Below are 14,003 nucleotides of genomic sequence, written 5' to 3' on the forward strand. Positions count from 1 at the left end.
CGGCGTTAGCATGGCGGCACCTGCGTCCACTTACTCCCCCATGGCCATCGCGTCCTCGCATCCGCTCGACCTGACCCGCAAGCAGCCGTTCTGGATGCTGCAGATGGGCGGCTGGATTGCCTACTTCACGCTCGGCTCGCTGCAGGCGCTCGCCTACGGCAAGCCGTCCGGCTACTGGATCGTGCCGTTCACCGCCGCCTGCACCGGCTTCGTCGCGACCCTGGGACTGCGCCAGCTGCTGCGTGCCTGCTGGTCGCTGCCGCCGCCCGTGCTGACGGCGATCATGGTGTTGCCGATGCTGGCGGCGTCGACCGTGATGAACCTGACCAGCCGCGCGGTGATGCTGCGGTTCTGCGAAGAATGCGCCCCGGCCAACCGGCTGGAGTTCGTCGCGCATTCGCTCAGCTACATCTACGTGGTGCTGGCCTGGGTGGGCCTGTATCTCGGCCTGAAGTACTACCGGCAACTGCAGGACCAGACCCAGCGCACGCTGGCCGCGCGCAGCATGGCCCACCAGGCGCAGCTGAAGATGCTGCGCTACCAGTTGAACCCGCACTTCCTGTTCAACACGCTCAACGCCATCTCCACCCTGATCCTGGACCGCGACAACGCCACCGCCAACCGCATGGTGCAGAGCCTGTCGTCGTTCCTGCGCCACTCGCTGGACAACGATCCGATGCAGCGCGTCACGCTGCGGCAGGAGCTGGACGCGCTGACCCTGTACCTGGACATCGAGAAGATCCGCTTCGCCGACCGCCTGCGCATCGAGACCGCCATCGACGAGGACTGCTGGCGCGCCCTGCTGCCCAGCCTGTTGCTGCAGCCGCTGGTGGAGAACGCCATCAAGTACGCGGTGGCCAAGCAGGTGGCCGGCGGCCTGTTGCGGATCGAGGCCGAGCGCGACGGAGACCGGCTGGTGTTGCGGGTGATCGATGACGGCCCCGGCTGCAGTGCGCTCGAAGGCGACCAGCTGCCGCCCGGCAAGGGCGTGGGCCTGCGCAACACGCGCGAACGGCTGCAGGTGCTGTATGGCGAAGCCAGCGGCTTTGCGGTGCACAACCGCGAGCGCGGCATCGAGGTGACGCTGAGGTTGCCCTTCGAAACCTCGCAGACGCGCGGAGACTGAGGCATGGACACCGCCGCTTCCACCCCGCTGCGCGCGCTCATCGTGGACGACGAACCGCTCGCCCGCCGCGGCCTGGAGATCCGCCTCGCCGCGCACCCGGACGTGGAGATCGTCGGCCACTACGGCGACGGCGCATCGGCCATCGCCGGCCTGCGCGAGCATCGTCCGGACCTGATGTTCCTCGACGTGCAGATGCCGGGCATGGATGGCTTCCAGGCGCTGCGCGCGATTCCCGCCAGCGAGATGCCGCTGGTGGTGTTCGTGACCGCTTACGACCACTACGCCATCCGCGCCTTCGAGGCCTCGGCCACCGACTACCTGCTCAAGCCGGTGGAGGAATCGCGCCTGGCGCAGGCCCTGTCGCGCGTGCGCCAGGCCCGCGCGCAGCGCGAGGCCAGCGGCCACTGCGCGCACCTGCTCGGCCTGCTGGGCGAACTCAGCGGCCGTCCGCCGCTGGACCTGGACGATGCGCTCAAGCCGGATGCACTGGACCTGCTGCGCCGCGAGGAAAAGCTCGCCGTGCGCGACGGCGGCCGCACCGTGCGCGTGGACCTGCACAGCATCCGCTGGATCGACGCGGCCGGCGACTACATGTGCATCCACACCGACGGCGACGGCCCGAACGGCAACACCCTGATCCTGCGCGCGACCATGCGCGACCTGGAAAAGCAGCTGGACCCGCAGCGCTTCCCGCGCATCCACCGTTCCACCATCGTCAACGCGCGTCGCGTGGTGGAAATGCGACCGCACACCAACGGCGAGAGCTTCCTGCGCCTGGATTGCGGGCAGGAACTCAAGCTGTCGCGCAGCCATCGCGACAAGCTGTCGGTGTTGCTCTGAGCGTTGCCTGCTTCCTGTGGGAGCGACGTAAGTCGCGATGACACACCTTGATGCGGTCATCGCGACTTACGTCGCTCCCACATCGGCTAAGCCAAACCGACGCAACCTGGATTCACAACGCTCGGTTCATCGCACGCGTTCCACCGCTCGCCGCAACGCGGCGCATCGCATGACTTCCGGGCCATAACCCCAGCGCAGGACACGCGCATCGTGCGCTCCGCCGACCACCACGCGGACCTGCACGATGAAACTCACCGACGCTTCCCTGCGCAATCCGGCCGCCGTCGCGGTGGTGGTGGCGATGGTCTGCGCCCTGGGCCTGATGAGCCTGTTGAAGCTGCCGCTGCAGTTGTTCCCCGACATCGAGCGGCCGCAGATGTCGATCCAGACCGCGTGGCGCGCGGCCTCGCCGCAGGAGATGGAGTCGGAGATCGTCGAGCCCATCGAGGCGGTGATGCAGGGCCTGCCCGGACTGGAGGAGATCGCCTCCAACGTCAATGCCGGCAACAGCTTCATCAATCTGACCTTCGCCGTCGGCAGCGACATGGACGCGATGCTGGTGGAAGTGCTGTCGCGGATGAACCGCCTGCAGCCGCTGCCGCGCGATGCCACGCCGCCGGTCGTGCAGGCCGGCGCCGACAACGCCAACAACTCGCTGACCTATTTCTTCGTGCAGAAGCTGCCGGGCACGAATGGCGACATCCTCGATTACCGGCAGATGATCGAGGACCGCATCGTGCCGCGACTGACGTCGGTGGACGGGGTGGCGGGCGTGGAGATCAACGGCGGCGCCGAGGACGAGCTGACCATCACGCTCGACCTGGAACGCGCCGCGGCGCTCGGCATCCAGATACCCGACGTCGCCGCCGTTGCCGCGCGTGCCACCGACGTCTCCGGTGGCGTGGTCGAAGCCGGTCGTCGCGAATACGTGCTGCGCTTCGCCGGCCGCTACTCGCCGGAGACGATGGGCGACCTGATCCTCGCCTGGCGCGACGGCCGGCCGGTGCGGCTGCGCGATGTCGCCGCGGTGGACGTGAAGCGGCCCGAGCAGCGCTTCTTCGCCTACCAGAACGGCAATCCGGCGATCGGGCTGCGCATCCTGCGCGAGAGCGGCGCCAACGTGCTGGACACGCTGGACGAGGTGAAGCGCGTCGTCGCCGACGTGCGCGAACAGGAACTGAAGCCGCTCGGTCTGGACATCGCGCAGAGTTTCGACGCCTCGGTCTTCATCAACCGCGCGCTCGGCCTGCTGTCCGGCAGCCTCACCGCCGGCGTGCTGCTGGCCATCGGCTGCCTGTGGTGGTTCCTGCGCGACGTGCGCGCCACCGCGCTGATCGCCTGCGCGATCCCCATTTCGCTGCTGGCGACCTTCATCGTGCTGCAACTGACCGGCCGCAGCCTCAACGTCATCTCGCTGGCGGGCCTCGCGTTCGCGGTCGGCATGGTGATGGACGCCGCCGTCGTGGTGGCCGAGAACATCGTGCGCCTGCGCGAGCAGGGCCTGCCGGCCGGCCGCGCCGCGCTGGAAGGCACGCGCCAGGTGGGCGGCGCACTGGTCGCGTCCACGCTGACCACGGTGGCGGTGTTCCTGCCGGTGATCTTCATGGACGACGTGGAAGGCCAGCTGTTCGCCGACCTCGCGCTGACCATCTCCATTGCCGTCGGCATCTCGCTGCTGGTGGCGGTCACCGTGCTGCCCGCGGCGGCCGGCACCTGGTTGCGCACGCGGCCGGGCGATGGCGCGCGGCATCGCGCCTGGTCGCAGATCAGCGACTGGGCGTTGCGCGTCACCCAGGGCCGCAGGCGCCAGTGGACGTGGGTCGGCGCGCTGGTGCTCGCCCCTGCCCTGCTGGCGGCGCTGCTGATGCCGCAGATCGACTACCTGCCGCCGGTCAAGCGCGCGGCCGTGGATGCGTTCTTCAACTTCCCGCCGGGCATGAGTCCGGAACGCGTCAACCGCGAGATCGCGCCGCTCGTGCTTGAGCGCATGCGCCCGTACATGGACGGCGAAAAGGGACCGCAGCTGAGCAACTGGTATCTCAACCTGTGGCCCGGCGGCGGCTCGCTGGGTGCGCGCGTGGTGGATCCGGACGACATCGGCGAACTGGAGCGCATCGTCCGCGACGAGATCGTCGTCGGCTTCCCCGACACCCGCGCCTTCGCCAGCGAGGGCGAGCTGTTCGGCAGCTTCGGCGGTTCCGCGCGCGCCATCGCCATCCACCTGCAACACGGCGACGGCGACGCACTGGCGCGTGCCGCCGAAGCCGGTCGCAAGCTGCTGTCGGACCGCTTCGCCGGTGCCAACGTGCAGGCGTGGCCGAATGCGGATGCCGGCACGCCCGAGCTGCGTATCAACCCCGACGACCGCCGGCTGGCCGAAGTCGGCTGGCGCCGTCCGGAGCTGGGCACCGTGGTGCGCGCGCTGGGCGACGGCCAGTGGCTGGGCGAATACTTCGACGGCGACCGCCGCCTGGCCATCATCCTGCGCAGCAATCGCGGAGACGATGTCGAGCGCCTCGGCGCCGCGCCGCTGGCCACGCCGCAGGGCGGCGTGCTGAGCCTGGCCGACCTGGCGCAGGTGGATACCGTGCTGGCGCCCAACCAGCTGCGCCGCATCGACCGCCGCCGCACGGTGACGCTGACGGTCGATCCGCCCGCGGCAATGTCGCTGGAAGAAGCGCTGGACATCGTCAACGACGAGATCGTGCCGTCGCTGCGCGCCGACCTGCCGCCGGACGCGGCCATCCGCATCTCCGGCAGCGCTGACCGGCTGGGCGAAGTGGTGCGCAGCATGGGCGCCAACTTCGCCCTGGCGCTGGTGGTGCTGTTCATGCTGATGGCGGCGATGTTCAAGTCGCTGCGCGACAGCGCCTTCGTCATGGCCACGCTGCCGATGGCGGTGCTTGGCGGTGTCGCCGGCCTGCGCGTGCTGGATCTCGCCGCCGGACAGACGCTGGACCTGCTGTCGATGATCGGTTTCATCATGCTGCTGGGCATGGTGATCAACAACGCCATCCTGCTGGTGGCGCAGGCACGCGAAGCGCAGGCCGCCGGCGCCTCGCTGGACGACGCGCTGAAGCAGGCGCTGGACCAGCGCCTGCGTCCGATCCTGATCGCCGCGCTCACCGGCGTACTCGGCGCGCTGCCGATGGCGATCAACCCCGGCCCCGGCGCGGTGATCTATCGCGGACTGGCCGCCGTGTCGGTCGGCGGTGTCGCTCTGAGCCTGCTGTTCACCGTGGTGCTGGTGCCCGCGCTGCTGCGGCTGGCGGGCGAACGCGCGCCGCGGCCGGCACGCGACGCGCTCGACGCATCGCGTCCCCATCCTGCTTCCTGACCCCCGCTCCGGAGAATCCCCATGCGTTCCCTGCACAAGCTGCTGATCGCCCTCGCGCTGGCCGGCGTCCTCGCCCTCCCCCTGCTGAAACGGGACGCCGACGCCAGCGCGCCTGCCGACACTGCCGACGGCCCCGCTGCCATCGTCAGCGTGGCGCCCGCCATCAACGCGCCGTTCTCCCCGCGCCACTGGTCGCCGGGCAGCGTCATCAGCCGCCGCGATGCCCGCGTGGCCGGCGAGCAGGAGGGTCGCGTGGTCGAGGTGGCGGACGTGGGACAACGCGTGCGCCGCGGCCAGGCGCTGGCCGTGCTCGACGACACCGCGCTGCGCCTGCGCGAACAGGAAGGCCAGGCCGACCTGGCCCGCATCCAGGCGCAGCTGGCGCTGGCCAACCGGCAGGAGCAGCGGTACGCGCAGCTGGCCGCGCAGCAGAACATCGCGCGCGCGCAGTACGACCAGCTGCGTGCCGACCGCGACGTGCTGGTGCAGGACCGCGCACGCGTGCTGGCGCAACTCGCGCAGATCCGCCACCAGCGCACGCAGATGGTGATCCGCGCGCCGTTCGACGGCATCGTCGCCGAGCGGCATACGCAACTGGGCGAATACCTGGTCACCGGCGGTTCGGTGGCACGGGTGGTGGACACCGGCGCGCAGGAAGTGCGCGTGCGCGCGCCGGTGGACCTGGCCCGCCACCTGGCAGCCGGCACCGAGGTGCGCGTGCGCAGCGCGGGCGAAGAAGGCACCTACCCCGTCAGTGCGCTGGTGCCAGTCGGCGACGAAACCTCGCGGCAGCTGGAACTGCGCATCGCCGTGCAGGGCCTGGACATTCCCGTCGGCACCGCCGTCGACGTGGGCCTGCCCAGCGCCGCGACGCGCACGGTGGTGGCGGTGCCGCGCGACGCGGTGATGCTGCGCCGGGAAGGCGATTTCGTCGTGCGCGTGGATGCGGCCGGCAAGGCCGAGCGCGTGCCGGTGAAGACCGGCGCCGACATGGACGGGCTGGTCGAAGTGACCGGCAGCGTCCGCGTCGGCGACCGCCTGGTGATCCGCGGCGGCGAACGCGTCGAGCCAGGCCAGCGACTCGACATCCAGCCGCTCGACATCGGGCCGTCCGGCCCGGCGGTGGCGATGCGCTGACGCCGAGGCCACGATGGCCGCGGGCCGCACGCCGCCCCTTCACTGACGACGACGCCACGAACGGGCACAATCCGGGCATGCCGTCGTCCTCCCCGCACAGCGCGCCCGCACGCAGTCCCACCCCCAACCTGCGCGAGCGCTTCGACGCGATGCGCAACCTCGGCCCGTTCCTGCGCCAGATCTGGCAGACCAGCCGCACCTTGACCCTGGCCAGCCTGGGCCTGCGGCTGGTGCGGGCCTTCATGCCGGTGGTCACGCTGTACATCGCCAAGCTGATCATCGACGAGGCCATCCGCCTGGTCGGCCTGGGCCTGGATTTCGGCTCGCTGGGCGAGGCCTGGCGCAGCGGGCAGCTCGACACGCTGGCCTCGCTGCTGGCGCTGGAGTTCGCGCTGGCCATCGGCTCCGACCTGCTCGGCCGGCTGGTGAGCTATGCCGACGCGCTGCTGTCGGAACTGTTCACCAACGCCACCAGCGTGCGGCTGATGGAACACGCCGCCACGCTCGACCTGGAGGACTTTGAAGACCCCGACCTGCAGGACAAGCTGGACCGTGCGCGCCGCCAGACGATGGGCCGCATGAACCTGATGAGCCAGCTGTTCGGCCAGGTGCAGGACGCGATCACCGTGGTCGCCTTCGCCGCCGGCCTGCTGGTGTATGCACCATGGCTGATCGCGCTGCTGGCGCTGGCGCTGATCCCCGCGTTCGTCGGCGAGGCGCACTTCAACGCGCTGGGCTATTCGCTCAACTTCCAGTGGACGCCGGAGCGTCGCCAGCTGGAATACCTGCGCCAGATGGGCGCCAGCGTGGAAACCGCGAAGGAGGTGAAGATCTTCAACCTCCATCGCTTCCTGATTGAGCGCTACCGCGGACTGGCCGAGAAGTTCTTCCTCGCCAACCGCGCCCTGGCGCGACGTCGCGCGGTCTGGGGCACGGTGCTCGCCGCACTCGGCACGCTGGGCTACTACGTCGCCTACGGCTACATCGCCTGGCGCACGGTGCGCGGCGACTTCAGCATCGGCGACCTGACCTTCCTCGCCGGCAGCTTCCTGCGCCTGCGCCAGTTGCTGGAGGGCCTGCTGATCGGTTTCTCGCAGGTGGCCGGCCAGGCGCTGTACCTGGACGACCTGTTCTCGTTCTTCGAGATCGAACCGGAGATCACCTCGCCCGCCGACGCGGTGCCGATCCCGCGCCCGATCACCCGCGGCTTCGTGTTCGAGAATGTCGGCTTCCGCTATCCCGATGCCGAACGCTGGGCGGTGCGGCATCTGGATTTCGAGCTGCAGGCCGGCGAAGTGCTGGCGCTGGTCGGCGAGAACGGCGCCGGCAAGACCACGCTGGTCAAGCTGCTCGCGCGGCTGTACGACCCGGATGAAGGCCGCATCCTGCTGGACGGGCGCGACCTGCGCGAGTACGACATTGACGACCTGCGCGCCAACACCGGCGTGATCTTCCAGGACTTCGTGCGCTACCACCTGACCGCGGGCGAGAACATCGGCGTGGGCCGGATCGAAGCGATGGACGACCAGGCGCGCATCCGCGCCGCCGCCGCACGCGCGATGGCCGACGAGGTGATCGCGGGCCTGCCGCGCGGCTACGACCAGCTGGTGGGACGCCGCTTCAAGAACAGCGTGGACCTGTCCGGTGGACAATGGCAGAAGATCGCCATCGCCCGCGCCTACATGCGCGACGCGCAGGTGATGATCCTCGATGAACCGACCGCCGCGCTGGATGCGCGCTCGGAGTTCGAGGTCTTCCAACGCTTCAAGGAATTGTCGGACAATCGGACCGCGGTGCTGATCTCGCACCGCTTCTCCAGCGTCCGCATGGCCGACCGCATCCTGGTCCTCGACCAGGGACGCCTGGAAGCGAGCGGCACGCACGAACACCTCATGGCCGCCGGCGGCCGTTACGCCGAACTGTTCGAGCTGCAGGCCGCCGGTTACCGCTGACTTTCCCCACAGGAGACACGACGTTGCGCCACGCCCCTCATCGACTCGCCACCGCCCTCCTCCTCGCGCTGCCGCTGGCCGCGTGCAACTCCTCCGCCAATGGCGATGCCGCCAAGGACGCCACGCCCGCGACCGCCCAGGCGGCACCGGCGGAACAGCCCACGCAGACACTGGCCAGTGCACGTGGCCAGATCCGCGTGACCCGCGTGGCCAGCGGCCTGGATCATCCATGGAGCCTGGCCTTCCTGCCCGATGGCGCCATGCTGGTGACCGAACGCAGTGGCCAGCTGCGCCGCGTCGGCGCCGACGGCGCGGTGTCGGCGCCGATCACGGGCGTACCCAAGGTGTGGGCTACCGGCCAGGGCGGCCTGCTCGACGTGGTGCCCGCGCCCGACTTCGCCAGCAGCCAGCGCATCTACCTGAGCTACGCCGAACCCGGCGACAACGGCACCGCAGGCACCGCCGTGGCCTACGGCACGCTGTCCGGCGACACGCTGGCGGACGTCAAGGTCATCTACCGCCAGGAGCCGAAGCTGGAAGGCCCCAACCATTTCGGCTCGCGCATCGTGTTCGACGACGCCGGCCACCTCTTCATCAGCCAGGGCGACCGCAACAACCGCCCCACCGCGCAGGAACTGGACAAGCTGCAGGGCAAGCTGGTGCGCCTGAACCTGGACGGCAGCGTGCCGCAGGACAATCCTTTCGTCGGTCGCGCCGACGTACGCCCGGAGATCTACAGCTACGGCCACCGCAACATGCAGGGCATGGCCCGCGATCCGCGCACCGGCAAGCTCTGGCAGAACGAGCACGGCCCGCGCGGCGGCGACGAGATCAACCTGCCGGAGGCCGGCAAGAACTACGGCTGGCCCATCATCACCTACGGCATCAACTATTCCGGCCAGCCCATTCCGGAAGCCGAAGGCAAGACGAAGGACGGCATGGAGCAGCCGTTCCACATGTGGGAGAAGTCCCCAGGCGTCTCCGGCATGGCCTTCCTCACCGGCAAGCCCGACAGCCCGTGGAACGACAGCGTGTTCGTGGGCGCGCTGGCGGAGCGCAACCTGATCCGCCTGACCCTGGACGGCGACAAGATCGTCGGCGAGGAGCGCCTGCTCAACGAGATCGGCGAGCGCGTGCGCGATGTGCGCGTGGCCGCGGACGGCAGCGTCTACGTCGTCACCGACGAGGACGACGGCAAGGTCTGGCGCATCGAACCGCCGAAGGCCCCGTGAGGACGGCCCGGTGATGCGCATGCTCCTGCTCGCCTGCGGCCTGTGCATCGCCACGATGGCGCAGGCGCAGTCACCCAGCGACTACGCCACGGCCAAGCAGCAGGCGGACCGCGACGAAGCCTCGCTGCCCGCCACCGACGCTGGCGCACTGCGCGACGCACAGCGGCTCGCGCTGGATGCCGCTATCAGCGGCTGCGCCACCCCGACCGCCGACACCTCGCCGTTCGTCGTGGTGGCGGAACTGGATGCCAGCGGCCAGGTCGTCCGCACCTGGCGGGAAGGCGGCACGCCGTTGGCGATCTGCGTGCAGAAGCAGATCCGCGGCAGCACGCTGTCCGCTCCACCACGCGCGCCGTTCTTCACCTCGTTCGAGCTGAGCTTCACGCCATGAGCGACGCCAGCACCGACATCAACGCCCTGCTGCGCGCCCGCCTGCCGGCCGGCGCCCCGCTGCAGATCCCGCCGCGCTGCCTGCTCGACATGCAGGGCGAACCGGTCGACTACGTGGAAGGCCAGTCGCTGGCGATGCGCTTCCCGGTGCTGCCGCGCTACCAGAACCCGATCGGGCACATGCAGGGCGGTTTCATCGTGGCGGCACTGGACAATACGCTGGGCCCGTTCTCGTACCTGATCGCACCACCCAGCGTCACGACCTCGCTCAACACGCAGTACCTGCGGCCAGTGACGCAGGAGATGCCGCACATCGTGTGCCATGCACGGTTGGTGGAACGCACGCGCACGCAGCTGTTCCTCGCCGGCGAGGTGCGTGACGACGCAGGCCGTGTGCTGGTGATGTGCCAGGCGGTGTGCCAGATCCTGCCGCAGAAGGCCGGCTGAGGCCGTTAAGCCCCTCTCCCTGCGGGAGAGGGGTTGGGGAGAGGGCCAACGGAGCCCATGTGTTCTGCCCGCTCTGGCGGTTGCCACATCCGCCGTGGGCTTTTGCCTTTGATGGCCTGGCGGGAAGCGCTTTCCTTTTCTTGAACATGGTGCCGCTCGCCGCGGGGGCCCTACTTTCTTTGCTTGTGCAAAGAAAGTAGGCAAAGAAACACCCCCCAGGCGGCACGCCCTGCGCTTCGCGCAGGGTCCGCAAGTGGTCCGGGAATTTTCGTAAGGCACATCCTTGTGCCATACGAAAACGCCGCCCATCCAGGGCGGCGCCCTTCGGGTTTTACCCGGCCCACTCGCCGCGCCTCATGGGGACCCAGAAAAGCAGGGGCAACAGCACAGCAGCGCGGGCGGACGCGTCTGCTTCGGCTCTTGGGCCCCCTGAGGTCCGGCAGTCACGGCGGGTAAAACCCCAAAGGGGCGGCGCACAAGGATGTGCGCCGTTTTCGTACAGGGCAGGATGCCCTGCACGAAAATTCCCGCCGGGACTGCGCACCCGCCGCGCAGCGGCGGGCGGACCGCCGGGGTGTGCTTTCTTTGCTTACTTTCTTTGCACAAGCAAAGAAAGTAAGGCCTCCGCGGCCAGCGGCACCATGCGTAGGCCACCGAAAGCTCATCCCGCAAGGCCATCAAAAACAAAACCATTGCGGCTGTTGTAGCGGCCGTGGAGAACGAAGACATGGACTTCGTTGGCCCTCACCCCAACCCCTCTCCCGCAGGGAGAGGGGCTCAAGTACTCAGCGCAACTCGAACCGATCCGCATCCAGCATCGCCGGGAACCGCTCCCGATGCGCCGCCAGCGCCTGCGCCGAGATCGTCGTCGTCACCACACCCTCGCCTGCCGGCAACTCCACCACCGGCTGCCCCAGCATGTCGATGACCGCACTGTCGCCCGCGTACTCGAGACCGTTGCCATCTGTCCCCGCACGATTCACCGCCGCCACGTAGCACAGGTTCTCGATCGCCCGCGCCCGCAGCAGCGTCTTCCATGGATACGCCCGCGCCGCCGGCCAGTTCGCCACGAACAGCTGCAGATCGAAATCCAGCTGTCCCGGGCGTTCGACGTCATGGCGGTTGCGTGCGAACACGGGGAAGCGCAGGTCGTAGCAGACCAGCGGATTGATCCGCCAGCCCTTCCACTCCACCGTCAACCGGTCGCGACCGGCGGCATAGCGTGTGTGCTCGTTGGCATAGCGGAACAGATGGCGCTTGTCGTAGTGCTGCAGGCCGCCGTCAGGTGTCGCGAATAACAGGCGGTTGAACACGCCAACGTCAGTCCGCAACTGCACGCTGCCCGTCACCGCCGCATCGAGCTTCGCCGCCTGCTCGCGGATCCACGCCACCGTGGCGCCGTCCATGCCTTCGGCCTGGTCGATGGCGTCGTTGCTGAAACCACTGGTGAAGGTCTCCGGCAGGATCACCAGATCGGTCTGCCCCGCCAGCGGTGCGATCAGCCTGCCGTAGTAGTCGCGGTTGCCGGCCGGGTCGTGCCAGCGCGTTTCGCCCTGGATGAGGGAAATGCGAAGGTCCTGCATGGGTTCTGTCTCCAGACCGCCATCGGGATGACGACGATCGCAATGTTGCCGACGTCATCCCAGCGGCTTTCAACAGCCGAATGGCTGTTCAAGCTGGGATCCATTGGCTTTGCCGTTTCTCGGAACCTGGAGCAAAAGCCAGATGGATTCCGGCGTTCGCCGGAATGACGAATCATTACAGCGCTTTCAACCGCGCGATCGCCGCCTCCAGCGTCGCTTCGTTCTTGGCGAAGCACAGCCGCGCCAGGCGCTGGCCGGCCGGCGGCGTTTCGTAGAACGGCGACAGCGGGATCGCGGTGACACCGTGCTCGATGGTCAGCCACTTCACGAATTCCGCATCCGACAGGTCGCTGACCGCCGAATAATCGACCAGCTGGAAGTAGCCGCCCGGCACCGGCAGCGGCTTGAACTTCGTGCCCAGCAGCTGTTCGCGGAAACGGTCGCGCTTGTCCTGGTAGAACGCGCCCAGCTGCTCGTAGTGCTCGGGTTCGTCGCGGATCATCGCCGCGAACGCGTGCTGCGCCGGCGCGAAGGTGCAGAACACGTTGTACTGGTGCACCTTGCGAAACTCGGCACTCAGCGCCGGCGGTGCGATGGCGTAGCCGATCTTCCAGCCGGTGCAGTGGTAGGTCTTGCCGAAGCTGGACACCACGAACGCTCGCGCCGCCAGTTCCGGATAGCGCAGGATCGACTCGTGGCGACGGCCGTCGAACACGATGTGCTCGTACACCTCGTCCGAGATCAGGTAGAGGCCGGTGCTCTCCAGCAACGACGACAGCGCGCGGATGTCGGCTGCGTCGAACATGGCGCCGGACGGATTGTGCGGGCTGTTGATGATCAGCAGCCGGGTCTTCGGCGTGACGGCCGCGCGCACGCGGTCCCAGTCCACGGCGAAGGTCTGCGGGTCCAGCGGCACGTGCACGGCGCGCGCGCCGGCCAGGTCGATCGCCGGCTCGTAGCTGTCGTAGGCCGGGTCCAGCACGATGACCTCTTCGCCCGGCCGCACCACCGCGTGGATCGCATTGAACAGCGCCTCGGTGGCGCCGCTGGTGACGGTGATCTCGGTGTCCGGGTTCACCTCGCGCCCATAGCAGCGCAACACCTTCTCGGCGATGGCTTGGCGCAGCGGGGCCACGCCGGTCATCGGCGCGTACTGGTTGTGGCCGTCGCGCATCGCGCGGTCCAGTTCGTCCACCAGCCGCTGCGGCACGGCGAAGTCCGGGAAACCCTGTCCCAGGTTGACCGCGCCGTGCTCGGCGGCGAGCTGCGACATCACGGTGAAGATGGTGGTGCCCACCTTGGGCAGCTTGGTCTGCGGCTGGGACATCCTGGTGCGGGTACTCGGCGTGGGGAACGCAGAGTGTACGCGCCGGGCGTTACGCGCGATGATGCGGCCATGGCCGACCACCGCGTTCCCACCGACGGCAGCGGCCTCGGAGATGTCCCCGAGGCGGAACGCGCGCGGCTGGCCACCGCCTGGGCCGCCGCGCACTACTTCGTCACCGTCGGCCGGCAGGAATGGCTGTTCCGTACCGGCATGACCGCCCCGGACGTCGAGCGGCAGGTCATGGCATCCCGCTATCTGTTCATCACCGCGTGGAATCCCCCGCCCGTCGATGCCCCGCGGCACGTCAACGACGCGGCGCAGGAGCGCCTGCATGCCCGTCTGCACACGCTGGGCCTGGCCTTCCACCCCGCGCTCGGCTGCAACAACCAGGGCGGCATGGTCGAACACGGCTGCCTGGTGCTGGACGCCACGCGGGAGCAGGCCGATGCCCTGGCGCGCGAGTTCGGCCAGGGCGGCACCCTGTTCTGGCACGCCGACGCGCCGGTGCGGCTGCGGATGATGTGGCCGCGCCCACCGCAGGCCGATGGCGATCCATACATCGACTGGGTGGGCTGACACCGCGACCGTCTGTCGCAGGCGGCCGGACCGGCGCCTCCGTTTAGAATGGGCGG

The 14,003-nt window shown here is 69.0% G+C and carries 11 protein-coding genes; 9 read left to right on the plus strand and 2 right to left on the minus strand.

Annotation, left to right across the window (positions count from 1 at the left end; genetic code table 11):
• The first annotated feature begins 40 nt into the window (after window positions 1–40).
• From MMG85_RS07955 to MMG85_RS07990, 8 genes are all read left to right on the plus strand, one after another.
• The gene (locus MMG85_RS07955) at window positions 41–1,126 is read left to right on the plus strand and encodes a histidine kinase (protein ID WP_241045552.1); all 1,086 of its coding nucleotides are present in this window, start codon (window positions 41–43) and stop codon (window positions 1,124–1,126) included.
• A 3-nt stretch (window positions 1,127–1,129) separates the two neighbouring features.
• Window positions 1,130–1,966 carry a LytTR family DNA-binding domain-containing protein gene (locus tag MMG85_RS07960; RefSeq protein ID WP_055944084.1) on the plus strand — a complete coding sequence of 279 codons (837 nt, stop codon included), beginning with the start codon at window positions 1,130–1,132 and terminating at the stop codon, window positions 1,964–1,966.
• Between the two features lie 244 nt (window positions 1,967–2,210).
• Complete coding sequence (locus MMG85_RS07965; RefSeq protein WP_241045553.1) at window positions 2,211–5,303, plus strand: efflux RND transporter permease subunit; 3,093 nt, start codon at window positions 2,211–2,213, stop codon at window positions 5,301–5,303.
• Between the two features lie 21 nt (window positions 5,304–5,324).
• Window positions 5,325–6,440, plus strand: coding sequence for an efflux RND transporter periplasmic adaptor subunit (locus MMG85_RS07970; protein WP_241045554.1), 1,116 nt, complete (start codon window positions 5,325–5,327; stop codon window positions 6,438–6,440).
• 77 nt (window positions 6,441–6,517) lie between these two features.
• Window positions 6,518–8,392, plus strand: coding sequence for an ABC transporter ATP-binding protein (locus tag MMG85_RS07975; protein WP_241045555.1), 1,875 nt, complete (start codon window positions 6,518–6,520; stop codon window positions 8,390–8,392).
• 23 nt (window positions 8,393–8,415) lie between these two features.
• Window positions 8,416–9,624: a PQQ-dependent sugar dehydrogenase gene (locus tag MMG85_RS07980; RefSeq protein ID WP_241045556.1), complete on the plus strand. Its 1,209-nt coding sequence runs from the start codon at window positions 8,416–8,418 to the stop codon at window positions 9,622–9,624.
• 13 nt (window positions 9,625–9,637) lie between these two features.
• Window positions 9,638–10,015, plus strand: a complete 378-nt coding sequence (locus MMG85_RS07985; RefSeq protein ID WP_241045557.1) for a hypothetical protein — start codon at window positions 9,638–9,640, stop codon at window positions 10,013–10,015.
• Window positions 10,012–10,461 (plus strand): PaaI family thioesterase, encoded by a 450-nt coding sequence (locus MMG85_RS07990; protein ID WP_241045558.1) that lies wholly within the window; start codon window positions 10,012–10,014, stop codon window positions 10,459–10,461. Before MMG85_RS07985 ends, MMG85_RS07990 begins: the two co-directional genes overlap by 4 nt.
• A 785-nt stretch (window positions 10,462–11,246) precedes the next feature.
• Here the strand turns inward: MMG85_RS07990 and MMG85_RS07995 are convergent.
• Together MMG85_RS07995 and MMG85_RS08000 are read right to left on the minus strand one after the other, a co-directional pair.
• Window positions 11,247–12,044 carry an amidohydrolase gene (locus MMG85_RS07995; protein WP_241045559.1) on the minus strand — a complete coding sequence of 266 codons (798 nt, stop codon included), beginning with the start codon at window positions 12,042–12,044 and terminating at the stop codon, window positions 11,247–11,249.
• Between the two features lie 175 nt (window positions 12,045–12,219).
• Complete coding sequence (locus tag MMG85_RS08000) at window positions 12,220–13,371, minus strand: pyridoxal phosphate-dependent aminotransferase (RefSeq protein ID WP_241045560.1); 1,152 nt, start codon at window positions 13,369–13,371, stop codon at window positions 12,220–12,222.
• Between the two features lie 69 nt (window positions 13,372–13,440).
• On the opposite strand from MMG85_RS08000, the gene MMG85_RS08005 reads away from it, so the two are divergent.
• Window positions 13,441–13,947 (plus strand): DUF3293 domain-containing protein, encoded by a 507-nt coding sequence (locus MMG85_RS08005; protein WP_241045561.1) that lies wholly within the window; start codon window positions 13,441–13,443, stop codon window positions 13,945–13,947.
• The last annotated feature ends 56 nt before the right edge of the window (window positions 13,948–14,003 follow it).

Source organism: Pseudoxanthomonas sp. LH2527, from assembly GCF_022539275.1.
Classification (GTDB): Bacteria; Pseudomonadota; Gammaproteobacteria; order Xanthomonadales; family Xanthomonadaceae; genus Pseudoxanthomonas_A.

Bases quoted from the DNA above. Each gene is read 5' to 3' on its own strand.
- MMG85_RS07960 (WP_055944084.1), top strand. From the start codon at position 1,130: ATGGACACCGCCGCTTCCACCCCGCTGCGCGCGCTCATCGTGGACGAC.
- MMG85_RS07955 (WP_241045552.1), top strand. From the start codon at position 41: ATGGCCATCGCGTCCTCGCATCCGCTCGACCTGACCCGCAAGCAGCCG.
- MMG85_RS07985 (WP_241045557.1), top strand. From the start codon at position 9,638: ATGCGCATGCTCCTGCTCGCCTGCGGCCTGTGCATCGCCACGATGGCG.
- MMG85_RS07965 (WP_241045553.1), top strand. From the start codon at position 2,211: ATGAAACTCACCGACGCTTCCCTGCGCAATCCGGCCGCCGTCGCGGTG.
- MMG85_RS07975 (WP_241045555.1), top strand. From the start codon at position 6,518: ATGCCGTCGTCCTCCCCGCACAGCGCGCCCGCACGCAGTCCCACCCCC.
- MMG85_RS08005 (WP_241045561.1), top strand. From the start codon at position 13,441: ATGGCCGACCACCGCGTTCCCACCGACGGCAGCGGCCTCGGAGATGTC.
- MMG85_RS07970 (WP_241045554.1), top strand. From the start codon at position 5,325: ATGCGTTCCCTGCACAAGCTGCTGATCGCCCTCGCGCTGGCCGGCGTC.
- MMG85_RS08000 (WP_241045560.1), bottom strand. From the start codon at position 13,371: ATGTCCCAGCCGCAGACCAAGCTGCCCAAGGTGGGCACCACCATCTTC.
- MMG85_RS07990 (WP_241045558.1), top strand. From the start codon at position 10,012: ATGAGCGACGCCAGCACCGACATCAACGCCCTGCTGCGCGCCCGCCTG.
- MMG85_RS07995 (WP_241045559.1), bottom strand. From the start codon at position 12,044: ATGCAGGACCTTCGCATTTCCCTCATCCAGGGCGAAACGCGCTGGCAC.